This is a genomic window from Nitrosospira sp. Nsp13, assembly GCF_900101945.1.
Classification (GTDB): Bacteria; Pseudomonadota; Gammaproteobacteria; order Burkholderiales; family Nitrosomonadaceae; genus Nitrosospira; species Nitrosospira multiformis_D.
Genome location: NZ_FMVD01000002.1, coordinates 91,630 through 115,815, shown reverse-complemented (window position 1 = coordinate 115,815; position 24,186 = coordinate 91,630). Strand labels below are relative to the sequence as shown.

General features: G+C 52.9%; 19 protein-coding genes. 8 read left to right on the top strand and 11 right to left on the bottom strand.

What is annotated here, in order from left to right; translation table 11 throughout:
- Positions 1–9: 9 nt before the first annotated feature.
- From BLO43_RS04030 to BLO43_RS04015, 4 genes are all read left to right on the top strand, one after another.
- Positions 10–1,332 carry a glycerate kinase type-2 family protein gene (locus BLO43_RS04030; protein WP_090905949.1) on the top strand — a complete coding sequence of 441 codons (1,323 nt, stop codon included), beginning with the start codon at positions 10–12 and terminating at the stop codon, positions 1,330–1,332.
- A 139-nt stretch (positions 1,333–1,471) separates the two neighbouring features.
- Positions 1,472–2,182, top strand: a complete 711-nt coding sequence (phoB, locus tag BLO43_RS04025; protein ID WP_090905948.1) for a phosphate regulon transcriptional regulator PhoB — start codon at positions 1,472–1,474, stop codon at positions 2,180–2,182.
- A 37-nt stretch (positions 2,183–2,219) separates the two neighbouring features.
- Positions 2,220–3,542, top strand: coding sequence for a phosphate regulon sensor histidine kinase PhoR (gene phoR, locus BLO43_RS04020; protein ID WP_090905947.1), 1,323 nt, complete (start codon positions 2,220–2,222; stop codon positions 3,540–3,542).
- A 257-nt stretch (positions 3,543–3,799) separates the two neighbouring features.
- On the top strand, positions 3,800–4,357 hold the full coding sequence (locus BLO43_RS04015) for an NUDIX domain-containing protein (protein WP_090905946.1): 558 nt from the start codon (positions 3,800–3,802) through the stop codon (positions 4,355–4,357).
- Positions 4,358–4,403: 46 nt separating this feature from the next.
- Here BLO43_RS04015 and BLO43_RS04010 read toward each other — a convergent pair whose 3' ends face one another.
- The 5 genes from BLO43_RS04010 to purB all read right to left on the bottom strand — a co-directional run bounded on the left by BLO43_RS04010 (position 4,404) and on the right by purB (position 10,694).
- Positions 4,404–5,252: a peptidoglycan-binding domain-containing protein gene (locus BLO43_RS04010; protein WP_090905945.1), complete on the bottom strand. Its 849-nt coding sequence runs from the start codon at positions 5,250–5,252 to the stop codon at positions 4,404–4,406.
- A gap of 73 nt (positions 5,253–5,325) precedes the next feature.
- A complete protein-coding gene (gene dnaJ, locus BLO43_RS04005; protein ID WP_090905944.1) occupies positions 5,326–6,420 on the bottom strand; it encodes a molecular chaperone DnaJ in 1,095 nt (364 codons plus the stop codon).
- 137 nt (positions 6,421–6,557) lie between these two features.
- Positions 6,558–8,492 carry a molecular chaperone DnaK gene (dnaK, locus tag BLO43_RS04000; protein WP_090905943.1) on the bottom strand — a complete coding sequence of 645 codons (1,935 nt, stop codon included), beginning with the start codon at positions 8,490–8,492 and terminating at the stop codon, positions 6,558–6,560.
- A gap of 86 nt (positions 8,493–8,578) precedes the next feature.
- The gene (gene grpE, locus BLO43_RS03995; RefSeq protein WP_074633961.1) at positions 8,579–9,148 is read right to left on the bottom strand and encodes a nucleotide exchange factor GrpE; all 570 of its coding nucleotides are present in this window, start codon (positions 9,146–9,148) and stop codon (positions 8,579–8,581) included.
- Between the two features lie 169 nt (positions 9,149–9,317).
- The gene (gene purB / locus BLO43_RS03990) at positions 9,318–10,694 is read right to left on the bottom strand and encodes an adenylosuccinate lyase (protein ID WP_090905942.1); all 1,377 of its coding nucleotides are present in this window, start codon (positions 10,692–10,694) and stop codon (positions 9,318–9,320) included.
- A 178-nt stretch (positions 10,695–10,872) separates the two neighbouring features.
- Here purB and BLO43_RS03985 point away from each other — a divergent pair, with 178 nt between their 5' ends.
- Positions 10,873–11,481, top strand: coding sequence for a glutathione S-transferase (locus BLO43_RS03985; RefSeq protein ID WP_090905941.1), 609 nt, complete (start codon positions 10,873–10,875; stop codon positions 11,479–11,481).
- A 33-nt stretch (positions 11,482–11,514) separates the two neighbouring features.
- Here BLO43_RS03985 and mnmA read toward each other — a convergent pair whose 3' ends face one another.
- Positions 11,515–12,597 carry a tRNA 2-thiouridine(34) synthase MnmA gene (gene mnmA, locus BLO43_RS03980; protein ID WP_090905940.1) on the bottom strand — a complete coding sequence of 361 codons (1,083 nt, stop codon included), beginning with the start codon at positions 12,595–12,597 and terminating at the stop codon, positions 11,515–11,517.
- Between the two features lie 20 nt (positions 12,598–12,617).
- Positions 12,618–13,064 carry an NUDIX hydrolase gene (locus tag BLO43_RS03975; protein ID WP_090905939.1) on the bottom strand — a complete coding sequence of 149 codons (447 nt, stop codon included), beginning with the start codon at positions 13,062–13,064 and terminating at the stop codon, positions 12,618–12,620.
- Positions 13,065–13,535: 471 nt separating this feature from the next.
- Between BLO43_RS03975 and icd the strand changes: the two genes are divergently transcribed.
- A complete protein-coding gene (gene icd / locus BLO43_RS03970; RefSeq protein ID WP_090905938.1) occupies positions 13,536–14,786 on the top strand; it encodes an NADP-dependent isocitrate dehydrogenase in 1,251 nt (416 codons plus the stop codon).
- Between the two features lie 117 nt (positions 14,787–14,903).
- Here the strand turns inward: icd and BLO43_RS03965 are convergent, their stop codons facing one another.
- Positions 14,904–15,107 (bottom strand): cold-shock protein, encoded by a 204-nt coding sequence (locus BLO43_RS03965; RefSeq protein WP_004174375.1) that lies wholly within the window; start codon positions 15,105–15,107, stop codon positions 14,904–14,906.
- 299 nt (positions 15,108–15,406) lie between these two features.
- Here BLO43_RS03965 and clpS point away from each other — a divergent pair, with 299 nt between their 5' ends.
- The gene (gene clpS, locus BLO43_RS03960; RefSeq protein ID WP_074633967.1) at positions 15,407–15,715 is read left to right on the top strand and encodes an ATP-dependent Clp protease adapter ClpS; all 309 of its coding nucleotides are present in this window, start codon (positions 15,407–15,409) and stop codon (positions 15,713–15,715) included.
- A 1-nt stretch (position 15,716) separates the two neighbouring features.
- A complete protein-coding gene (clpA, locus tag BLO43_RS03955; RefSeq protein WP_090905937.1) occupies positions 15,717–17,975 on the top strand; it encodes an ATP-dependent Clp protease ATP-binding subunit ClpA in 2,259 nt (752 codons plus the stop codon).
- A 63-nt stretch (positions 17,976–18,038) separates the two neighbouring features.
- On the opposite strand, the gene BLO43_RS03950 is transcribed toward clpA, so the two are convergent.
- The 3 genes from BLO43_RS03950 to cphA (BLO43_RS03940) form a co-directional block, all read right to left on the bottom strand.
- Entirely contained in the window at positions 18,039–18,272 is a 234-nt protein-coding gene (locus tag BLO43_RS03950; RefSeq protein ID WP_074633969.1) for a dodecin family protein, read from the bottom strand.
- A 254-nt stretch (positions 18,273–18,526) separates the two neighbouring features.
- Entirely contained in the window at positions 18,527–21,097 is a 2,571-nt protein-coding gene (gene cphA / locus BLO43_RS03945; RefSeq protein WP_090905936.1) for a cyanophycin synthetase, read from the bottom strand.
- A 138-nt stretch (positions 21,098–21,235) separates the two neighbouring features.
- The gene (cphA, locus tag BLO43_RS03940) at positions 21,236–23,512 is read right to left on the bottom strand and encodes a cyanophycin synthetase (protein WP_090906087.1); all 2,277 of its coding nucleotides are present in this window, start codon (positions 23,510–23,512) and stop codon (positions 21,236–21,238) included.
- Between the last annotated feature and the right edge of the window lie 674 nt (positions 23,513–24,186).

Below are 24,186 nucleotides of genomic sequence, written 5' to 3'. Positions count from 1 at the left end.
AAGCGGCAAATGGATCACCGAAAGCTTCTGCTCAACAGCTTCAATGCCGCGATCGCTGCAGCCGATCCCCTGCGTATCGTACCGCGGCACTTGCCCACGCCACTCAAGTTGCCCAAAGGACGTACTCTGGTGATCGGTGTGGGAAAGGCCGCCGCGGCAATGGCGCTGGCGGTGGAAAATCATTGGCAAAAAGACGCGGTAATGAATGGTATTGTCCTTACCCGTTATGGCCACGGCGTGCCGCTTGAAAGAATCAAGGTGATCGAAGCCGGGCATCCCCTCCCTGACGCACACGGTGAGCAGGCTGCCCGAGATATTCTGGGGGAAGTGAAAAAACTCGGTGCGGATGATTTTCTGCTGTGCCTGGTGAGCGGCGGCGGTTCAAGTCTATTATCGTTGCCGGTGGCAGGTGTATCGCTGAATGATCTCAGAAACGTCACCCAGGAATTGCTGCGCTGCGGCGCGGCGATTCAGGAAATCAACACCGTGCGCAAACATCTCTCCGCTATTCAAGGGGGAAGACTGGCCGCTTCATGCCGTGCACCGGTATTGGCGTTGATAATATCGGACGTGACCGGGGATGATCCAACTCATGTTGCTTCCGGCCCATGTGCGCCTGACCCGTCAACCTATTCGGACGCACTGGAGATACTCGAACGCTACCGGATCAATGCGCCCGCCGCAGTGCTGGAAATATTGCTGGCGGGCGCCGACGGCAAGCGCGACGAGACACCCAAACCGGGTGACGCCGTTTTCAGGAATGTGGAAAACCGCGTGATCGCCACGGCCCATGATTCGCTGCTGGCGGCGGCCAAATACTTTCATGAACAGGGTATACCCGCCACAATACTGGGTGACGCCATAACCGGCGAGTCACGCGATGTGGCTAAGATCTTCGCCGCGCTGGTGCGGGAAATCCGTCAATATGGCCAGCCATGGAAACCACCGGTGGCGCTGATCTCGGGAGGAGAAACAACAGTCGCGTTATGCGGAAATGACCATGGTGAACGGAGCGGCGTCAGCGGAACGAATCCCGGTGGGCGAGGTGGCCGGAACACGGAATTCCTGCTGTCGCTTGCCATTGAACTCACCGGCGTGGCGGGCATCCACGCCCTCGCCTGCGATACCGACGGTATAGATGGTTCGGAAAGCAACGCCGGCGCGATCATGGCTTCGGATTCAATACACCGTGTGAAGCAAATGGGCATCAGTGCCCAAGCCCTGCTTGCCAGCCATAACGCGTATACTTTCTTTGAGCAGCTGGACGATCTGGTACTCACCGGCCCAACCCGTACCAATGTCAATGATTACCGGGTAATTCTGGTTTTGTAGAACTAGTATTGCAAAAATGGGCCATAAGACTGCATAGAAGGCATGAAATCGTTTGCTGACCCAGCAATATGTCACGAAACCGCAATGTTGCTTACATATCATCGCAATATCGAAGAAAATTACCGATAAAGGAAAACATATGGCAGCAACCATACTGGTGGTGGAAGATGAACCCGCGATTCAGGAACTGATCACGTATAGTCTGAGGCAGGCCCGGCATGTCGTTTTTGGTGCAAGAAGCGCGGAGCAGGCCATGGAGATAGTGAATGACGCGTTACCTGACCTGGTGCTGCTTGACTGGATGCTGCCGGGGATGAGCGGTGTCGAGTTTGCGCGTATGTTGCGGCGCGTAACGCGCACCAAGACCATTCCCATCATCATGCTTACCGCTCGTGCCGAGGAAAGCGACAAGGTGGCGGGACTGGAAATCGGCGCCGACGATTACATCACCAAGCCTTTTTCGCCGCGTGAATTGCTCGCACGGATTAAAGCGGTGCTGCGACGGCGTTCACCGGAAGCGGCTGACGATATCGTGGATATCGGTGGACTGCGCCTTGACTCCGCAACACATCGCGTAACCGCGAGTGATAAGGAAGTGGTGCTGGGGCCTACCGAGTTTCGTTTGTTGCATTTCCTTATGACGCACTCCGAGCGAGTGCATACACGCTCGCAACTGCTCGATCAGGTATGGGGAGACCATGTATTTGTGGAGGATCGTACCGTGGACGTGCATATTCGCAGATTGCGCAAAGCACTGGAACATGTCAGCAAGGATGGCCTGGTGCAGACCGTGAGAGGCTCGGGCTATCGCCTGTCTGCTGGACCGGCGGCAAGCATTGGGATAGTATGAACATAATGAGTCAATTTCACGCTTCGAAATAGCTTACGTGTCCGATTCCTGGGAGCGCCTTACCCCTCTCCTGATAATTGTTGTGGCCGGCATACTCTGGGTCACGCTCGGCGCACTTACCGCATTAGTCTTTTGCAGCATTGCCCTGCTGTTGTTAGTCGTCCATCATTGGCGCCATCTGATAATGCTGGAGAGATGGCTTCAAGCCGAAGAACTCGCATCTGTTGCATTGCCCGATAGCTCCGGGAAATGGGGAGATGTATTTGCACGTCTGGCGCGCATCATGCGTGAACAGCGCAAAAATCATCAGCAACTCGGTTTTGCGCTGGAGCGCCTGCGGCGCGCCACTTCCGCCATGCCGGAAGGCGTGGTCATTCTGGATGACGTTGACCGTATCGAATGGTGCAATCCGGTGGCCGAAAAGCATTTGGGCATAGACACCAGCCGCGATGCCGGTCAGCATGTTACTCATTTAGTGCGCCAAACCCAGTTCACCGAGTACCTGAACGCACACAGCTACAGCGAGCCGCTGATAATCAAACAAGCCCGGAACCCGGGCCTGACCCTTTCGCTACAATTTGTGCCTTATGGCGATAAGCAAAAATTACTCGTCAGCCGTGATGTCACCCGTCTTGAAAGAGTCCATACCATGCGGCGGGATTTTGTCGCCAATGTCTCGCATGAATTACGTACGCCGTTGACAGTCATTGGTGGATTCCTTGAAACACTCGCGGAAGAAGGTGCTTCTGACCCCGAAACCAATAAATGGGCACTCACGCTGATGACTGATCAGACCCGGCGCATGCAGCGTCTGGTAGAAGACCTGTTGACGCTGTCGCGGCTGGAAGACTCGGAAAACCTGGTACGGGAGGACAACATCAACATCCCCGCCATGTTGCGTGAGCTCTGTCAGGAAGCGGAATCCTTGAGTGCGGGTCATCACCGTATCGGCCTCAATCTCGATACCAAGACGAAGTTGATGGGTAGTATGGATGACTTGCGCAGTGCCTTCAGTAATCTCGTCAGCAATGCCATACGCTACACCGCTGAAGGCGGGGATATCACGCTGAACTGGGAGATTCGTGACGGACAAGGTGTATTCTCGGTGCAGGACAGCGGCATTGGCATCGAGCCCGAGCATATCCCGCGCTTGACGGAACGCTTTTATCGGGTGGATCGTGGACGCTCGCGTGAAACCGGCGGTACCGGCCTGGGACTTGCCATCGTCAAGCACGTCCTGACCTGCCACCAGGCGAAACTGGAAATTGTCAGCGAACCGGGTAAAGGCAGTTGTTTCAGTGCATGGTTCCCCCCGGCACGGCTGATAGCGCACACAGCGAGTAAATCACCGTCCGTATAAATTCCCGCGGGAAAATGCCGTAAATCTTGCCGTTCCAGGCTCGACCCGGAATTTGATCCAGTACTGGCGTGCTTGGAACGCCGCTGGATACCCGCATTATGAAGCTCATACTGTTTGCTCCGCCGGGCCGATCAGGGGTTGTATAATCTCAAGCTGACAGCGCAATGATGGTGTTTGGACGAGCCGGCTTTTCTCTTTGCACCCTCCAGCATAATATGAATCGCTTATACGATTCATCCCGGAGTATTCCTTATCTCATGCCCAAGCTACCCATGGATCTTACCGAAACGCCGATCAATAGCCGGAAGGTGTTTGATGGCGAACTTTTGCACGTGTATCAGGACCAGGCTCGCCTGCCTGATGGCAAAGTGAAAGTACGCGAATACATCACCCATCCCGGCGCGGTCGTCATCATTCCACTGCTCGATAATGGTGAGCTGGTGCTGGAGCGTCAGCATCGCTATCCGTTGCATCGGGATTTCTACGAATTGCCTGCTGGAAAAATTGATCCCGGCGAAGATCCACTGTTATGCGCGCAGCGGGAGTTACTGGAAGAAACGGGCTATACGGCGGCAAGCTGGCGATATCTCGCCACTTTGCATCCCTGTATCGGTTATTCCGATGAGCGGTTAATATATTATTTTGCCCAAGAGCTCAGTTTCCAAGGCGCAAACCTTGATGAAGGCGAACATCTGGAGATATTTACCCTCACGCTGGCTACGGCATTGGAATGGGTGAAAACAGGCAAGATTACGGATAACAAAAGCGTTTCCGGCTTGTTCTGGGCGGAGAAGGTCTTACGCGAAGTATGGTAGCAGGCTCCCTGATGCAATCATAGCGGGAGAAGCCGCCACCACAGGATTATGGCATCCTGATTACGAGCGCTTCCGAGTTGGTTCCAGGGAAGCGAGGGTCAGCCATAACAATGTGCTCAATTACCGTCCCCAATGACAAGAGAGTTAGCCTAAACCTGGCCACATCTCCGCAAAAGGTGAGACGGCATCCCGGCTGAGCAATACGCATAATCTCTTTCTTACCTTTCTCCAAAGAACCATCCTTTGAAATAGGAGCATCTCTCAAACAGATATCGCTTGCACATTGGTCAGGAAGACTCGATGTTAGCGGCCGTACAGGTCCTGGAAAAAAGTTGGGTAGAAAATCCTCAAATCCAAGGTATTTCGTTTCACCCTCGCCACCGAGGTTGATCTTCCTTCCACCACCCTTTGGGTTGACTGGAGTTCCAAAGTGATTCACCTGGAAAAACACCGTGCCGCCGGGCCCTTGTCGAAATCCGCCGATAGGGCACTTGCTGTGATCATGAGGGGCACCAGCAAGTGTTGTTGAAACGAATCTATCTTTTGCAGGACTCTCATTTTCAAGGACATCCATTTCCGTATCCAGACTCTTGATTGTCCTCTTGCCCACGATATCGTCTGCACTCGTTTGCCATGGCTGAAGGATTCGCCGGGAGGGGTGATTTTTGTATGCTTTGACCGCGGCTGCAGTCTTTGGACCATACAAGCCATCGATATCCAAGTTGAAGTTTTCTCTACCCGGACCTCTGCTTAACTGGTTTAATGCGGTTTGAATTTTCTTGACATGCTCACCGTGGGCACCGGGTGTGATATGGGCAGCGTCACTCACCAAGCATGCTTCGAGCTTGGGATCCACTGTTGGGGTTGTAAACAGTTGGGATATCAGCAGGCCCATATCATTCTTTGTCTTCTCAATTTCTATTCTGGCAGTATAGGAATATTAACGCCATATATCCACCAAATAGGATTTACTCCGCAAAGAACTCGCGCACCTTGTCCATCCAGGATTTCGCACGGGGACTGTGACGGGAGTCATCTTGCTGATTGAGCGATTCCAGTTCCTGCAATAGTTCTTTTTGACGGGCGGTGAGCTTGACAGGGGTTTCCACCACCACGTGACATAGCAAATCCCCCAATGCATTGCTGCGTACACCCTTGATCCCCTTGCCGCGCAGACGGAAAATTTTTCCGCTCTGTGTTTCCGCCGGCACCTTGATTTTGGCATGGCCATCGAGTGTCGGAATCTCAATTTCTCCACCCAGGGCAGCGGTGGTAAAACTTATCGGCATTTCGCAGTGCAAATCGTTATGGTCGCGCTGAAAAACGGAATGCTGCGATAAATGAATCACCACATACAAATCTCCGGACGGACCATTGTTGACCCCCGCTTCGCCTTCCCCGGATAGACGAATGCGGTCGCCTTCATCCACCCCGGCCGGGATTTTTACCGACAGCGTTTTGTGTTGTTTGACGCGTCCCGCGCCATTGCATGTCACGCAAGGACTCGAAATAAATTTGCCGCTGCCATGGCATTTGGGACATGTTTGCTGGATTGAGAAGAATCCCTGCTGCATTCTTACCTGACCATGCCCATTACAAGTCGGGCACGTGGTGGGAGAAGTGCCAGGCTTGGCACCGTTGCCATGGCAGCTTCCGCACATTTCCATGGTGGGAATACGGATTTTGGTTTCCGTTCCGCGCGCTGCCTGTTCAAGCGAGATTTCCAGGTTGTAGCGCAAATCGGCACCGCGATAGACGTTGGCGTGCCCGCCGCGTCCACCGAAGATATCGCCGAATGCATCAGCAAATCCTTGAGCCCCGCCGCCACCCATATTGGGATCCACGCCTGCATGACCATGCTGGTCATATGCCGCGCGCTTATGGGGATCGGAAAGTATTTCGTAAGCCTCTTTGGCTTCCTTGAAGTGTTCCTCCGACTTTGGACTGTCCGGATTACGGTCTGGATGGTACTTCATCGCCAGCTTGCGATAAGCTTTCTTTATTTCATCTTCGCTGGAGTCACGGTTGAGGCCCAGCACTTCATAGTAGTCGCGTTTGCTCATATGGATTTTCTTAAAAATGGAAGCGCAGGAGATTCATTTCTACTGCTTTCTTCCGATAAAATGCCAAGCGCAGGGAGCGCAGAAGAATGACAACTCATCTCTCCGCGACCCCTGCGCCTGGATGTATCAGTATCTCTTTACTTCTTGTTTTTTACTTCCTCGAACTCGGCATCCACCACTTCGCCTTCCACGGGCTTTTCGCCACCGCCCCCATGGGGCGCTGATTCCGCTCCAGGCTGGGCTTGCTGAGCCTGTTCTTGCGAATACATTTTCTCCGCAAGTTTATGCGAGACTTCGGCCAATGCCTGGGTCTTGGCTTCAATGGTATCCTTGCTGTCGGATTTCAACGCTTCTTCCGCATCTTTCAGCGCATCTTCTATTTTGGATTTTTCCTCGCCGTCCAGTTTGTCGCCATGTTCCTTCAATGTCTTTTTCACTGAGTGGATCATCGCGTCACACTGGTTGCGGGCGGTAACGAGTTCGAGCGCCTTGTGATCATCCGCGGCGTGCGCCTCGGCATCCTTGACCATGCGCTGTACCTCGTCATCCGACAGACCGGAACTTGCCTGGATCTTGATTTTGTTTTCCTTTCCGGTGGCTTTGTCTTTGGCCGATACGTGGAGTATGCCATTCGAGTCAATATCGAATGTCACCTCGATTTGCGGCATACCGCGCGGTGCGGGAGGGATATCACTCAGATTGAATTGTCCCAGACTCTTATTGCCGGATGCGAGTTCCCGCTCACCCTGCAACACATGGATGGTTACCGCGGTCTGATTTTCCTCGGCGGTTGAAAATACCTGCTGGGCCTTGGTTGGAATAGTGGTATTTTTCTGAATCAGTTTGGTCATTACGCCGCCGAGCGTTTCAATACCCAACGACAGTGGCGTCACATCCAGCAGCAGCACATCCTTCACTTCGCCCTGCAGTACGCCACCCTGAATGGCCGCGCCTACGGCAACCGCTTCATCCGGATTCACATCCTTGCGCGGTTCCTTGCCGAAAATTTCTCTGACTTTATCCTGCACCTTGGGCATGCGGGTTTGCCCACCCACCAGAATGATGTCCTCAATGTCGGAAACCTTCACCCCAGCATCCTTGATAGCGATGCGGCAAGGCTCCACGGTACGCTCGATCAGTTCTTCCACCAGGCTTTCCAGCTTGGCCCGAGTGATTCTCACCGCCAGATGTTTGGGGCCGGAAGCGTCCGCCGTGATGTAGGGCAGGTTGACCTCGGTTTGCTGGCTGGATGAGAGTTCGATCTTGGCTTTTTCCGCCGAATCTTTTAAGCGTTGCAGAGCGAGCATATCTTTTTTCAAATCTATGCCGCTTTCCTTCTTGAATTCATCCACAAGATATTCAATGATGCGCGAGTCGAAGTCCTCTCCGCCAAGAAAGGTGTCACCATTGGTGGCCAGCACCTCGAACTGGTGCTCGCCCTCCACTTCCGCGATCTCGATAATGGAAATATCGAACGTGCCGCCGCCCAGATCATATACCGCCACTTTACGGTCGCCTTCTTTTTTATCCATCCCGAAAGCCAGGGCTGCCGCGGTTGGCTCATTGATGATGCGCTTGACTTCGAGCCCGGCGATGCGCCCGGCGTCCTTGGTCGCCTGACGCTGTGAATCGTTAAAATAGGCGGGAACCGTGATGACGGCTTCGTTTACCGTCTCACCCAGATAATCCTCAGCGGTTTTTTTCATTTTCTTCAGCACTTGCGCGGAAATTTCCGGCGGTGCAACCTTCTTGCCACGCACTTCCACCCAGGCATCATTATTGTCGGCCTTGATGATGCTGTAGGGCACCATCTTGATGTCTCGTTGCACCATGTCCTCGTTAAAGCGACGCCCAATCAGTCGTTTAACCGCAAACAACGTGTTTTTTGGATTGGTGACCGCCTGACGTTTGGCGGAAGCGCCCACCAGAATCTCACCATCTTCCGTATAGGCGACGATTGAAGGCGTAGTACGCGCACCTTCCGAGTTCTCTATTACCTTGGGCTTGCCATTCTCCATGACAGACACACATGAGTTGGTGGTGCCGAGATCTATGCCGATAATTTTTGCCATGATTTGATCCTTGTAGTAGTAGTTTGTGCCGAATAATCGTTAATGCGTGAAATGGGGATTCAGGCCGGAATTTCAAGTCCAGAAATCTATTTGGCCTTCGAAACCGATACCAGCGCCGGCCGGATTACGCGGTCATTCAAAACGTAGCCTTTTTGCATTACCTGCACGACGGTATTGGGAGCAAGGCTGGAATCCACCATACACATGGCCTGATGCAGATGCGGATCAAATTTTTCACCCGCCGGATTGATCAACTTGATATTGAATCTATCGAAAATGGCGGTGAGTTGCTTGAGAGTCAATTCCATGCCGCTTTTGAAATTCTCAACCGTCGCATTTTCCACCGCAAGCGCCGCCTCCAGGCTATCCATTACCGCCAGCAGCTCAGTGGAGAAATTTTCAATGGCGTATTTATGGGCATTGGTAACGTCGATCTGGGCGCGTTTCCGTATATTCTCGGCATCCGCCTTGGCACGCAGCCACGCATCATGATGTTCCTGCGCGTCAAGTTCGGCTTTCTTCAGTAATTGTTCCAGACTCGGCATCGTCTCCACCGCCGGTTCCGCTATCGTGTTTTCATTAGCCCCCGCACTCACTGGGTCTGTGGTGACGGTCAATTCGGGCTGGTCTGGATTAGGTTGTTGTGTATCTGCCATAGTTTCTCCTCATTTCAATTTAAACTATATCGGGATGGTTTTTCCAATTTCAAGATCATGATTGCAGCTCGGCAGCCAACCCTGGTCGTATCGATAATGCCAGCGCAATACGGATAGCGTGAAACACTTGAAAAAAGTCTGCGGGACATAAACAACGAGGCAGAAATCTCTAATTCCCGATTCTTCGGGCTAGTATGGCTGCGTTGCCGATGTAGCTCTGCGGCGTCATTTCCCGCAGGCGGCTTTTCTCGGCTTCGGGAATGGCAAGACCATCAATGAATTTATGCAGGGTATCCCTGTTGATGCCATCCTTGCCACGCGTCAATTCTTTCAACTGCTCGTAAGAATTGCGCACTCCATGGCGGCGCATCACTGTCTGGATCGGCTCCGCCAATACCTCCCAGGCATCCTCCAGATCTTTCATCAAGCGTTCCGGATTGACTTCCAGCTTGCCCAGGCCTTTGCCGCAAGAGTCATAGGCCAGCAACGTGTGTCCCAATGCCACCCCCATGTTGCGAAGTACGGTGGAGTCGGTCAGATCGCGCTGCCAGCGAGACACGGGCAGCTTCTCGCTTAAATGCCGCAGCAGCGCATTGGCGATACCCAGGTTCCCTTCCGAGTTTTCAAAATCGATCGGATTGACCTTGTGCGGCATGGTGGATGAGCCCACTTCGCCTTCCCGGGTTTTCTGCTTGAAATAGCCTAATGAAATATACCCCCACACGTCACGGTTAAAGTCCAGCAGTATGGTGTTAATTCGGGCGTAGGCATCAAACAGTTCGGTCATGGCATCATGCGGTTCAATCTGGGTGGTGTAGGGATTAAACTCCAGGCCAAGTTTTTCCACAAAATCCCGGGCGAATCTTTCCCAGCCAAAATCCGGATAAGCCGCTAAATGGGCGTTGTAATTACCCACCGCACCATTAATTTTCCCAAGAATAGCCACCTTGGCAAGCCGTTCATGCCCACGTCGCAAACGATAAGCGGTATTGGCAAGTTCTTTGCCTGCTGTTGTAGGGGTGGCGGGCTGACCATGCGTACGGGAAAGCATGGGCGTATCAGACAGTTGATGCGCCATCCGGATAAGCTGGGTGATGATCTTTTCCAAGGCCGGAAGCATCACCCGGTCACGGCTGTGCGCCAGCATCAATCCATGAGAGAGATTATTAATGTCCTCCGAAGTGCAGGCAAAATGGATGAATTCCGCAACCCGCACAATTTCGACATTCTCGGCCAGGCGCTCCCTGAGCCAGTATTCGACGGCTTTTACGTCATGGTTGGTACGGGCTTCGATCAGCTTGACCGCTTCCCCGTCGGCGTCGGAAAAATTCGCTACAAGACTGTCAAGTTGCGCGATGGTGCCGGCAGAAAAAGCCGGTACTTCAGCGATGGCGGAGGCATGGCTTAATGCCTTGAGCCATTCGATTTCCAACTGAACGCGGTATTGAATCAGTGCAAGTTCACTGAAATAAGGTCGCAAATCCGCAACTTTGCCGTGATAGCGTCCATCTAGGGGGGAAAGTGCGGTGAGAAAAGACGAGTTCATATTATCCTGAATGCGGCGATTGACTACTCACTTTTCTGTTTAGCACCATAATGCTAAACGCTATGAGTCTCTTGAATTTCACCTGCCGGCGCATTTTAACATAGCACCCCGGCTACGCCATGCGGTATGGAAAGCCGATATAATACGTACCTGAATAAAATTGCCGCCAAGGGATGTCATGAAGCTTATAGGATCACTTACCAGTCCTTACGTGCGCAAGGTGCGCATCGTTCTGGCGGAAAAACGCATTGGTTATGATTTTGAAGTGGATAGCCCATGGAACGCGAGTAGTCACGTGCCGAATCACAATCCCCTTGGAAAGATACCGGTACTCATTCTGGACGATGGCTCCTCTTTATTCGATTCACGTGTAATAGTCGAATATCTCGACAGCGTCAATCCCGTCTCTCGTCTGATTCCCGAGCCCAGCCGGCAGCGCATTATGGTAAAACGCTGGGAGGCGCTGGCGGACGGCATCTGCGACGCTGCCGCCGCCGTATTCCTTGAACGCAAACGGCCTGACACCGAACAAAGCGCGGAATGGATCTCGCGCCAGCTGACAAAGGTCACTCAAGGCCTGGAAGCAGCTGCTCGGGAACTGGATGACAAAAAATGGTGCGATGGCAATACCTACACGCTGGCCGACATCGCGCTGGGCTGCACACTGGGGTATCTGGCTTTTCGCTTTTCCGAAATCGAATGGCGCAATACGTCACCCAATCTCGCGGAACTCTCCGGCAGGCTGGAAAAGCGGACTCCATTCATGGAAACGGCGCCAAGAGAATGAAAAGCGGAATGAAAAGCAGGAACTGAAAACGGATTACTCATCCGTGATGATTCCTCCTCCAAGACACACCTTGCTCTCGTAAACGACGACTGATTGTCCCGGCGTCACCGCCCATTGAGGCTGGGCAAATTCAATTTTGCATTGATCCTGTCCGATATGCGCGATGGCACAGGGGGCATCCGGTTGGCGATAACGGGTCTTGGCGGCATAAACCCAGTTGCAATGCGGCTCGCGGCCGCTTATCCATGTCAGGTCACTGGCATTGAGCGCGGGCCGGAATAAATCCGGGTGATCATGGCCCTGGATCACGGTCAGGATATTCCGTGCCATATCCTTGGCTGAAACGAACCAGGGCTCGCCATCGCCGTCCCTTGTCCCACCGATGCCCAATCCCTGCCGCTGGCCAATGGTGTAATACATCAGCCCGACGTGCTTCCCCATGACGGTGCCATCCGGTGTTTGTATCTCTCCCGGTTCATGCGGCACGTAACGGTTGAGAAATTCCCGGAACGGCCTCTCCCCAATAAAACAGATTCCAGTGCTGTCTTTCTTGGAAAAATTCGGTAATTCGTGATCCCTGGCGATTTTACGTACATCGCGTTTGTAAAGATGGCCAATCGGAAATAGCGTTCTGGAGAGTTGCTGCTGGTTCAAACGATAGAGAAAGTAACTCTGGTCCTTCGTCCCATCCTCACCTTTCAGCAACTGGAACAGACCGTCTATTTCGCGTACCTGCGCATAATGACCGGTAGCGATATGGTCGGCGCCGAGCCCGACCGCGTGGTCGAGAAACGCCTTGAACTTGATCTCGGCATTACACAGAACATCCGGATTGGGCGTTCGCCCGGCTTTGTATTCGGCAAGAAACTGATTGAATACACGCTCCTTGTATTCCACCGAGAAATTCACCGCTTCCAGAGGAATTCCGATGATATCCGCTACGGAGGCGGCATCGATCAAATCCTGCCGGGATGAACAATACTCACTGGTGTCATCGTCTTCCCAGTTCTTCATGAAAAGACCGACGACGTCGTAACCTTGCTGTTTCAATAACAGCGCGGCGACGGATGAATCCACTCCGCCCGACATGCCGACCACCACACGTTGTTTACCCATTGCTTCCAGCAAATCCAGATTTAATCGTAATGAGTAAGTATATCCAAAGAGTAGTGCTTACCTGCCAAATGATCTTCGACACACTTCATCACCAGCGGACTGCGGTGACGATCGGTCATTTCGCGGATTTCATCGACGCAAAACCATCCTGCGCGCAATATTCCTGCATCCAGCGGACGATCGGGATCATGGTCAGTGACGGAACCGGCAAAAGCAAAGCGCAGATAGGTAACGTTGTCGGCATGGGAGTGCCAGCGGTAAATTCCCAGCACCCATTGCGGAACAAAAGTATAACCGGTTTCTTCCAGAGTTTCCCGAACCGCTCCCTGAACGATGGATTCATCCGGCTCAAGGTGTCCCGCTGGCTGATTGAACAATACACCGCTACTGGTTTGCTCCTCGACCAGCAAGTATTTTCCATCTTGCTCCACCACCGCCGCTACCGTGACATTGGGCTTCCAGATCATAATCTCTTGAGTGACTTCCATATTCTAAAAAAGAAGCAAGGGCGCCCAGCCCGTATTCTATCGTCACTACCCGGCAGAAAGAAATAATGATGAAGAGCCGCCGAAAAACTTCAGTACCCGTCACGCGCACTTTGCCGCATCCCGGTTATGGAGGATATCAATCTTTCAAGCGGTAAATTTCAACCCAGATAATCCATTAGGACGCGAGATGTTGGCGAGGCAGTTTTGCCGGTTGAGAGAAGTCCATAGCTGGGTCTATGGACGCCGCGCTGGTGGCAAAAACGGCGGCGAAAATGGCCGCAAACTGCCCATCGCACTCGGGTAGACTCGCGGAGCCGCCTAATGGATTATCTGGGTTCAATGCATAACACACATTAGCGCTTCTCTCCAAAACACGAGTAAAATGGCTGGTTTGCATGTTTTTGCTCGCGCAATCCTTGCACCATTCTTTATTAATTATCGGGAGACACCATGTACCAGCACATCAGGACGCCGGCCGAAGGCGAAAAAATCCGGGTCAATGAAGATTTTTCCTTGAGTGTGCCGGATAACCCTGTTATTCCGTTCATCGAAGGTGACGGGATCGGCGTAGATATTACGCCCGTGATGAAAAAAGTCGTGGATGCGGCGGTAAGCCGGGCTTATGGCGGCAAGCGCAAGATTTCCTGGATGGAAATTTATGCCGGCGAGAAATCGAACCAGGTATACGGTGAAAACGTGTGGCTGCCCGATGAGACGTTGGAGGCTGCACGGGAGTATGTGGTTTCCATCAAGGGACCGCTGACTACACCGGTCGGTGGCGGCATCCGTTCCATTAACGTGGCCCTGCGCCAACAACTTGATCTCTATGTGTGCCTGCGCCCCGTGCGTTACTTTCAGGGCGTACCAAGCCCGCTAAAGAATCCCGAAAAAACCGATATGGTGATTTTCCGCGAGAATTCGGAAGACATTTACGCGGGTATTGAATGGGAAGCCGGGTCGGAGGATGTGAAAAAGGTCATCAATTTTTTGATCAATGATATGGGTGTCACCAAGATACGCTTTCCACAAACGTCGGGAATCGGCATCAAGCCGGTATCCAGTGAAGGTACCGAACGTCTGGTGCGCAAGGCCATACAGTATGCGATAGATAACAAGCGCCGCTCGGTCACGTTGGTGCATAAGGGCAACATCATGAAATTCACCGAAGGTGCGTTCAAGAATTGGGGCTATGCATTGGCAGCGAGGGAGTTCGGAGCAATCCCGCTGGACGGTGGACCATGGATGAAGTTGCCCGAAGACAAGGGCGGGATCGTTATCAAAGATGTCATCGCGGACGCTTTTCTGCAACAGATTTTGTTGCGCCCGGAGGAATATGATGTGATTGCCACATTGAATCTGAACGGTGACTACGTTTCCGATGCTTTGGCGGCGCAGGTGGGTGGCATCGGCATAGCGCCGGGCGCCAATCTCAGCGACTCGATTGCGATATTCGAGGCAACGCATGGCACCGCGCCAAAATATGCGGGAAAGGATCAGGTTAATCCGGGGTCGCTCGTCCTGTCGGCGGAAATGATGCTACGGCACATAGGCTGGGGCGAGGCCGCTGATCTGATAGTTCGCGCGATGGAGAGAACCATCCAGGATAGCGTGGTGACTTACGACTTTGCACGCCAAATGTCCGATGCCCAGAAAGTCTCATGTTCGGCATTCGGCGAGGCATTGATCAACAGAATGACCTGATATCCTCTTCGTAATTGCATGCTTGAAAAAAACCCCTTGCCGCTTTAACGGCAAGGGGTTTTGTATAATCCTGTAATTACAAGCTGGTCGCCGTTTTACCGCGCCAGCAGTGGATCACTAGGCAGACTGAATGTTTGATGCTTGCTTGCCCTTCGGACCCTGTGTGACTTCGAAACTCACTTTTTGACCTTCCTTGAGAGTTTTGAACCCGGACATATTGATTGCGGAGAAATGAGCAAATAAATCTTCGCTACCATCATCCGGGGTGATGAAACCAAAACCCTTGGAGTCGTTGAACCATTTCACTGTACCTGTTGCCATTATTGCTTCCTATAAAAAAACCGGGCCGGAAACCCGAACACTGTTTGAGTTTCAAGACCGCAAAACGGCTGTAACCGGTACTGCAGAGAGCTTGAAGCCAAACGCCAAGAGCCGTTTTACGCAAATCTGTTGTTCAAGTCAAGTAGTCATTCACTTATTTTATAGAATTGCAATAGAAAAATTTTCTCAAGGTACTTGAATATTTCGATGTAATCATCAAATATGTTAGTGGAGGCACATTCAGTTATAGTTACGAGTAACGCACTAACTGATGAGCAAACGAGATAGGAAGTCATGATATGGCAACGAGAGATCATGGGGATGTTGTCCTGGAGGCTAAAAAGAGTAAACTCAAGCCGCCACCCATGTTTAAAGTAATATTGCTGAATGATGATTTCACGCCGATGGATTTCGTGATAACTGTGTTGCAGACTTTTTTTTCCATGAATCGAGAACAGGCAACACAAATTATGCTCAAAGTTCATATAGACGGTGCTGGAGTCTGCGGGGTTTATCCCAATGATGTCGCTATCACCAAGGTTGAGCAGGTGGTCACATTTGCAAGGCAGCATCAACATCCGCTTAGATGCGTGATGGAGGAGACATGAAATGATTGCCCAAGAGCTGGAAGTCAGTTTACATATGGCGTTTGTCGAGTCTCGGCAGAAGCGCCACGAATTCATCACGGTGGAGCACTTGTTGCTGGCCATGCTTGACAATCCTACCGCCGCCGAGGTGCTGCGCGCTTGTTCGGTTGACATCGATGACTTGCGCAAGCTGCTGGCAGAGCATGTTACCGAGAATACACCGACAGTGAGCGGCAGCGGTGAAGTTGACACTCAGCCTACGCTCGGTTTTCAGCGGGTCATCCAGCGCGCGATTCTGCATGTCCAGTCTTCTGGAAAGAAAGAGGTCACCGGCGCCAATGTACTGGTGGCCATATTCGGCGAGAAAGATTCTCACGCGGTTTATTTTCTGCACCAGAAGGGGGTGACGCGGCTCGACGTGGTGAATTATATTTCGCATGGCATTAGCAAGGTGCCGCAAGGCAGTAGCGCCAAAACCGAAACTGAAGGTGATGCCGAGCAGGAATTAGGCGCGGGTGGCGCATTGGAAAGTTACGCCGTGAATCTGAATACCCAGGCTCTTGCGGGAAAAATCGATCCCTTGATCGGACGCGAGAAGGAACTGGAGCGCCTGATACAGACGCTGTGCCGCCGTCGCAAGAACAATCCTCTGTTAGTGGGTGAGGCGGGAGTGGGTAAAACCGCTATCGCCGAGGGACTGGCGCGCCGGATCATAGAAAATGACGTTCCCGATGTGCTTGCGCATCATCAGGTGTACGCGCTGGATATGGGTGCGCTGCTAGCCGGTACCAAATACCGCGGCGACTTTGAGCAACGTTTGAAAGCAGTGTTGAAACAATTGCTCGATAGTTCCAATGCCATTCTTTTCATCGATGAGATTCACACCCTGATCGGCGCTGGCGCGGCTTCCGGAGGAACGCTGGACGCCTCCAACCTCCTCAAGCCGATACTTAATACGGGTCAGCTAAAATGCATCGGCGCCACCACTTACAGCGAATACCGGGGAATCTTTGAAAAGGATCACGCCTTGTCCCGCCGTTTTCAGAAAATCGACGTGCCTGAGCCGAGCGTGGAAGAGACCGTAGCCATCCTGCGGGGCCTGAAAGCCCGCTACGAGGCCCATCACGGCGTCAAATATACCGCAATCGCGCTCACTACCGCTGCGGAATTAGCGGCACGCTTCATCAATGACCGGCACCTGCCGGACAAGGCAATAGATGTAATCGATGAAGCCGGCGCGGCACAGCGTATCCTGCCCAAATCAAAGCAGCGCAAGGTGATCAGCAAGCACGAGATCGAAAATATTATCGCCAGGATTGCGCGCATCCCGGCACAGAATGTCTCCAGCGACGACCGCAATACCCTGAAAACGCTGGATCGCGACTTGAAAACTGTCGTGTTTGGCCAGGACAAAGCCATTAATGCATTGACGACGGCAATCAAAATGGCGCGGAGCGGCCTGGGCAACCCGCAAAAACCGGTCGGCTCGTTCCTTTTCTCCGGCCCCACCGGCGTCGGCAAGACCGAGGTGGCACGGCAACTGGCCTACGCCTTAGGCATTCATCTGCATCGTTTCGACATGTCGGAATACATGGAGCGGCATGCAGTGTCACGCCTGATCGGCGCACCGCCTGGATATGTCGGATTTGACCAGGGCGGTCTGCTCACCGAGGCCATCATCAAGCAACCCTATTCGGTATTGCTGCTGGATGAAATTGAAAAAGCCCACCCGGATATTTTTAATATCCTGCTGCAAGTGATGGATCACGGTACCTTGACGGATAACAATGGTCGCAAGGCGGACTTCCGCAACGTGGTCATTGTCATGACCACCAACGCCGGGGCGGAATCGCTTAGTAAAGCCTCCATAGGCTTCACCAAGTCGGCGCAGGCGGGTGACGAAATGGCGGATATCAAACGCATGTTTACGCCTGAGTTCCGCAACCGGCTGGATGCAATCATTTCCTTCGCTGCGCTGGATCGAGATGTGATTCTGCGCGTAGTGGACAAGTTCCTGATGCAACTTGAAACGCAGTTGCATGAAAAGAAGGTGGAAGCGATATTCACCGATGCGCTGAGAGAATATCTTGCCAGGAATGGCGTTGATCCTCACATGGGCGCCCGCCCCATGGCACGGCTCATCCAGGACACCATACGCAGCGCCCTGGCGGATGAATTGCTGTTTGGACGTCTTGCCAACGGCGGCAGAGTGACGGTGGATATAGATGCCGATAACAAGGTGAAACTTCAGTTTGAGGAAGAAACCGCCACCGCTGTGTAAAGACAAGATATGAAGCATGGATAAAAAAGGCGCGGATTACGCGCCTTTTTTTATTGAATTGGACTATTTGTCGGACTTTTTACTACTGGCTTCGTACTTGAAAGATAGATTCACTCTTGCACGATACGCGGTCACCTTGCCATTCTCGATGACCATATCAAGTTTGACTATTTCGGCAACCCGCAAATCTCTCAAAGTTTTTGACGCAGCCTTGATAGCATTCTTGGCGGCATCCTCCCAGGATACCTTGCTAGTTCCGACGATCTCTGTTATTCGATAAATGCTGTCTCCCGCCATGACCCTCTCCTTTTTCAGTTAGCACATCACACCAAGTATGACAACATGCAAGTTCAACAATCAATCTATTTTAAGTTTATGTTTAATCCCGGAAAATTGCAATTCACCTAAATCCGGCAGTTGGAGGTAGAGTTGCGTCAACTACCGAATTCAGGATCAAGGTTACTGCGTTACTGTTATATCAAATAACCCACTCCGCTCCAGGAGGCGGGTATTACTCATGCTTCGTCAGCTTACCTATGATCCAAAGAGATTCAACCCGCGAAAACCCGCTTCGTGATGTATCCAAGCGCCTCTTCCACCTGATCGACAAGAATAAGACATAGCTCGCCCGCTTTCAGGTTGGCAAAGGCGGTATCGATGGCTACGAACTCACCGCGGATTTCCTTGACGTCACGCGTGCGTTTCGCGTTCTCCAGACCTTGCCGCAACAGGCCAAGCACTTCTCCATCGGCGCGGCCTCGCTGGCATTGGTCCTGATAAAGCACCACCTCGTCGAAAGCATCGCCGAGAATCTCGGTTTGTTGACGGATGTCCTCGTCGCGCCGGTCTCCAGCGCCGCTAATGACAACCGAGCGCCGCTTGGCTGGCATACTATCGATGGCGTGCACGAGAGCCCGAATGGCATCGGCATTGTGGCCATAGTCGGCAATGAGTGTGGCACCACGGTGACTGAAGAGATTGAAACGGCCTGGCGCGGTTTGCATGTTGCTGACAAAAGCGGCCAAACCGGCACGGATGATCTCCCAATCCAGACCAAGCGCCCAACCCGCCCCCGCGGCAGCCATTGCATTATCGATCTGGAACGCAATAGTACCATTCTGCGTGACAGGAACCCCACCCAGCGGGATGCGGTGCTCGGCATCAGCGTCCGAAGCAACAATCGAATCGCCGTCGAGATAGATGACACGCTTGCCTTGTGCACGGTGTTTGACAATTACCGGATTTTCGGGATTGCGGGCAAAAAACGTCACTGAGCCAGGGCAATGGGCTGCCATGCCAGCCACTAGGGGATCGGCTGCGTTGAGTACGGCGACACCGGTGCCTGGTGTTACGTTTTGCACAATGACTCTTTTGACAGCGGTCAAATCCTCCACCGTATTAATATACGAGAGACCCAAGTGATCGCCCATGCCGATGTTGGTCACCACTGCCACATTGCAACGATCAAAACCCAGTCCTTCGCGCAATAAACCACCACGCGCCGTTTCGAACACCGCAGCGTCGACGTCAGGATGGAGAAGCACTTTTTTTGCGCTCTTCGGGCCGCTGCAATCGCCGGTATCGATACGCTGACCATCAATGTAAACACCATCGGTGCTGGTCATGCCCACGCGCAGGCCTTGATAATCCAGGATACTTGCGATCATGCGAACGGTGGTGGTCTTGCCATTGGTACCACTCACGGCAACAACCGGGATGCGCGCATCATCGCCATCCTTGAACATGTTGGCGATGATCGCTTCCCCCACTGCACGCCCCTTGCCGAACGAAGGCTGCAAATGCATGCGGAGACCCGGGGCAGCATTGATCTCGATGACAGCGCCTTGTTCTTCCAGCGGATTCGACACGCTATCGCAGACAACATCAATGCCGCAGATGTCCAGGCCGATCATTTGGGCAGCTGCTTCCACGCGCTTGGCCAACTCGGAATGAACATCGTCTGTCACATCAGTAGCCGTTCCGCCAGTCGAAAGGTTAGCGTTATTCCGGAGAAAAATACGGGTACCCTCAGGCGGTACGGATTCCGCCGACAGACCTTCGGTTGCCAGGTGAGCAAGCGTAATTTCGTCGAAATGGATTTTGGTCAGCGAGTTCGCATGACCTTCACCGCGCCGCGGGTCACTATTGAGCTGTTCCACCAACTGTCTAACGCTATGCGTACCATCACCCATAACCTCAGGCGGGTCGCGTCGCGCGGCCGCAATCAATTTATTGCCGACAACGAGCATGCGGTAATCATGTCCCGGAATGAAACGCTCCACCAGCACTTCGCTGCTAATTTCTACCGCTATCCCGTAAGCCGCTTCCACCTGCTCCCGGCTGACAAGATTTACGGCTACGCCTTTTCCCTGATTGCCGTCCTGCGGCTTGACGACCACCGGCCCGCCGATTTCACAAGCGGCGGCCCAGGCATCTTCCGCGTTTGCTACCGGCCGGCCTGATGGCACAGGAATACCGGCGGCACCCAGCAACGCTCGGGTCAATTCCTTATCCTGCGCGATCGACTCGGCGACAGCCCCCGTCAGGCCAGTTTCAGCGGCCTGGATACGTCGCTGCTTACTGCCCCAGCCAAATTGCACCATACTCCCGTCAGTCAGACGGCGAAAGGGGATACCGCGTGCAACAGCGGCACTGACAATCGCGCCCGTGCTCGGTCCGAGTCGTATTTCCTCATTCAATGCACGCAGACGGCACACTGCATCGGCCAGATCGAAGGCAATATCCTCGGCTGCCGCGCGGCAAAGGGTTTGTGAGAGTTCGGTGGCGAGCCTGCCTACCGCTTCTTCGCTGTACTCAACAACAACCTGATAAATGCCGGTTTCCAGCGTTTCCATGGTGTGGCTAAAGGTCACCGGGCACCCGGCCTGCACTTGCAGGCCAAGCGTGGCGCATTCGAACGCGTGCGCCATAGTCAAAGCACCATGATGATACGCCGGCCGGAGCAGATCGATTTCCGGAAACCGTTCCCGCAACCGGTCCAGGAAACCCGCTAGTTCGCCAGGATGGCAGTCTGTTTCTCCGCAAGAAACAATGGCTTCTATAGCGGTATGACGGCTCCATAAATTGGGACCGCGCAATGCACGGATGCGTGATACTTCCATTACAGCTCTCCTGTTTTATTTATCCTGAATCCGGTAGTTGGACGGACTCGACTAAAATTTGACATCAAATAAAAAATATATTCTTTATAAATCAGAGATTTATACTAACAAGTAAGCGTTCAAGTGCCAGATTCAGGTTTATTCATTCGGGAGCATTGATTCGGCGGCAAGGTTTTTTCTGTCTTGAATGCCCGGGAAACTCTCAATTCCATTACGAATGAGAGCGGGCGCGATACCAAGCGCCCACGTAGCGCCCACCGCCGCCAGAACATTCTCGATCTCCAGCGTCGCATGCCCTCCTTGCGTAACTGGCACGTCAGCCAATCTGGCCAGTGTTATTTCACTGGAGCCGGTAACGAGCAGAATGTTTCCGTCACGAGCGATGACGGCGCGGTTGCTGTGTACCTGCCCCACACTCTCCGTACCACTTGTACGATGCGCATTGATGACTGGCAGCTCAGGGTCGAGACTGAAGTAAATCACTTCGCCATTACACAGCGCAGCCATCTCGACAAGCATCGGCTCTCTTGCGTTGAGTACCGCTGCGCCCGCCGGCAGCACTACGTCCACCTGAGTGCGCAGAACATCGAAAACCTGTTTCGGTGTCTCGATATCGTAGCGGCCATAATGTCGGCTGATGTCAACATTGGTAACGATACCGACTTGACACCAATCGTAGGCCAGACCCTCACCCAAAATACCGTCGCCGCTATTCTCAAAAACCGCCGCTTCAATTGAGCGATTCATCAGAATATTATTGGCTGACTTCCGGTTGGCATGGTTGCCCTTATAAACCTGCCTGTGGTCGAAATAAAATCCGTCGCCACAAGCCAGCCCCGTATGCCGGCCGGTGAGTGCAAGCAACTGTGCGACAAGATGCGCTACAGTGGTTTTACCGTAACTGCCTGTTATTCCCACGACAGGAATACGGCCATCGTTGTCATCCGGGAAGAGATGATCGACGATGGCTTTACCCACCGGACGAGGGGTACCTACAGCGGGCTTAATGTGCATCAGCAGGCCGGGGCCGGCATTGACTTCGACAATGGCCCCGCCCTGCTCGGTGAGTGGCCGCGAGATATCTCTGGCAACAAGATCAATGCCGGCAATATCCAGTCCAATAATACGGGCTGCAAGTGAAGCGGCCGCGGCAATACTCGAATGTACTTCGTCAGTGACGTCGAAAGCATGATTGCCGTTACGCTGAATCAGGACTTCGAGCCCAGCCGGTGGTACCGAGTCGATGGTAAAGCCCTGACGGGCAATCTCCATGATAGTTACACCATCTATGCTGATCAGGTTGAGCGGGTGATCTTCGGTCGCTCCACGGCGCGGATCAGAATTGATCTGATGGGCGATCAACTCACTGATGGTTGACTTGCCATCGCCGGTAACCGATACCGAGTCACCCCGGTTCGCGGCGATGAGCCGGCCGCCAACAACCAGCAAGCGATGTTCGGTACCCGGAACATAGCGTTCAACCAAAACACCGCTACCCTGTGCCAATGCTGCGTGATAGGCCGGCTCAATCTCTTCGCGCGTAGTCAGTTCAATGAAAACACCGCGCCCATGGTTCCCGTCGCAGGGCTTGATGACGACCGGCAAACCGATATCCTGCGCGGCCTCCCAGGCATCTTCGCCGCTATCGACAATGCGGCCCTCGGGAACAGGAACGCCGCAGGACCGGAGCAATGACTTGGTCAGATCCTTGTCACGCGAGATGCTTTCCGCAATCGCCGGTGTGCGGTCGGTTTCGGCTGTCCAGATACGCTGGCTGCGCGCACCATAGCCGAGCTGTACCAGATTGCCTTTGGCAAGAAGGCGGATTGAAGGAATGTTGCGGCTGGTGGCGGCCTCGACGATGCATGCGGTGGATGGCCCCAGCCAGAGCGAATCGACCATATCGCGCAGGCGCTCAATCGTACCTTTGACATCATAGGGCTTGCCGGGTGGCTGGTGTTCCATCGCCGCCAGTACCAGTTCACGAGCCGCGAATAAGGCGTTGCGCGCAATACCCTCATGCCAGGCGCTAACGGTAACCTTGTAAACGCCGCGCCGCGAAGTTTCACGAGCTCTGCCAAAACCGCCGGACATACCAGCCAGGTTTTGCAGTTCAAGCGTAACGTGTTCGAGAATGTGGCCTGGCCAGGTACCTTCCTTGAGCCGGCGCAGGAAGCCGCCCCGTTCTCCATAGCTGCAGCGGTGTTCGATCAGTGAGGGGAGCCAGGAAGATAAACGCTCATAAAACCCTGGAATGGTGTCGGATGGAAAGTCTTCGAGTTCGCCGATGTCGACGATTGCCTCAAGTACCGGGCGGCAGGTCCAGATGTTGGGCCCATTCAGATGCCGTATCTCAAGAAATTTAATGTCCCTTTCAACCCCATGGTCAGTATTCGTATTTGGACGAGCCAGCATAAAATTGCGCAAGACACGGATTGAAACTGGGTTAAACGCGGTTGGCATCAAATGGTTTACAGCTTTAGTAAATTTATTCTGAAAGCACATCGACGGATTTCATCCAGTACGAGGCATGAGCCGACTCTTTTGCCGCACATCGTTTTTGACAAACCCACTCACTATTTTGAGGTCGCAAACGCTGTTGAGAAATTTGAATATTTCTGATGATAGATTTCTTGTAGTTTGCTGACCCATATACGGGAGCAGATCGACACAATCTAAGCATACGTCATGCCAGGTAAATTTAATCTTATAAAACAATCGATTGGATGAAATGGTTTTATGAAATTAGCGTGAAGCTGTCGTCGTTCCTTGACAAAAAATCATCAGATTATTATCAACCAATTGAAACATAATGAATATTTCCCGTCTCCAGATGGAGACAGGGCAATAATCGATCAAGCCGGCGCTAGGAAAAAGACCAGGCGGTGGTTGTTTCAAACAATCCGACTACTATCAATTAACGCCGGTTATGAAGCAGGAATAGGGCAGGCGGTCTATTCCGGCAGTCTGCCCGAATGGAAGAATCAACGCGAAAAGATGACTGGTACGACAGATTCTGGAAGCCAATAATTGTTATGTGCGGAAAAAAGCGGTGAAGTATGAACCAGCCCGATGCTTATACACCCGGC

Coding starts and splice junctions, on each gene's coding strand:
- BLO43_RS04030 (WP_090905949.1), top strand. CDS start 10: ATGGATCACCGAAAGCTTCTGCTCAACAGCTTCAATGCCGCGATCGCT.
- phoB (WP_090905948.1), top strand. CDS start 1,472: ATGGCAGCAACCATACTGGTGGTGGAAGATGAACCCGCGATTCAGGAA.
- BLO43_RS04015 (WP_090905946.1), top strand. CDS start 3,800: ATGCCCAAGCTACCCATGGATCTTACCGAAACGCCGATCAATAGCCGG.
- BLO43_RS04010 (WP_090905945.1), bottom strand. CDS start 5,252: ATGGGCCTGCTGATATCCCAACTGTTTACAACCCCAACAGTGGATCCC.
- dnaJ (WP_090905944.1), bottom strand. CDS start 6,420: ATGAGCAAACGCGACTACTATGAAGTGCTGGGCCTCAACCGTGACTCC.
- dnaK (WP_090905943.1), bottom strand. CDS start 8,492: ATGGCAAAAATTATCGGCATAGATCTCGGCACCACCAACTCATGTGTG.
- grpE (WP_074633961.1), bottom strand. CDS start 9,148: ATGGCAGATACACAACAACCTAATCCAGACCAGCCCGAATTGACCGTC.
- purB (WP_090905942.1), bottom strand. CDS start 10,694: ATGAACTCGTCTTTTCTCACCGCACTTTCCCCCCTAGATGGACGCTAT.
- BLO43_RS03985 (WP_090905941.1), top strand. CDS start 10,873: ATGAAGCTTATAGGATCACTTACCAGTCCTTACGTGCGCAAGGTGCGC.
- mnmA (WP_090905940.1), bottom strand. CDS start 12,597: ATGGGTAAACAACGTGTGGTGGTCGGCATGTCGGGCGGAGTGGATTCA.
- BLO43_RS03975 (WP_090905939.1), bottom strand. CDS start 13,064: ATGATCTGGAAGCCCAATGTCACGGTAGCGGCGGTGGTGGAGCAAGAT.
- icd (WP_090905938.1), top strand. CDS start 13,536: ATGTACCAGCACATCAGGACGCCGGCCGAAGGCGAAAAAATCCGGGTC.
- BLO43_RS03965 (WP_004174375.1), bottom strand. CDS start 15,107: ATGGCAACAGGTACAGTGAAATGGTTCAACGACTCCAAGGGTTTTGGT.
- clpS (WP_074633967.1), top strand. CDS start 15,407: ATGGCAACGAGAGATCATGGGGATGTTGTCCTGGAGGCTAAAAAGAGT.
- clpA (WP_090905937.1), top strand. CDS start 15,717: ATGATTGCCCAAGAGCTGGAAGTCAGTTTACATATGGCGTTTGTCGAG.
- BLO43_RS03950 (WP_074633969.1), bottom strand. CDS start 18,272: ATGGCGGGAGACAGCATTTATCGAATAACAGAGATCGTCGGAACTAGC.
- cphA (WP_090905936.1), bottom strand. CDS start 21,097: ATGGAAGTATCACGCATCCGTGCATTGCGCGGTCCCAATTTATGGAGC.
- cphA (WP_090906087.1), bottom strand. CDS start 23,512: ATGCTGGCTCGTCCAAATACGAATACTGACCATGGGGTTGAAAGGGAC.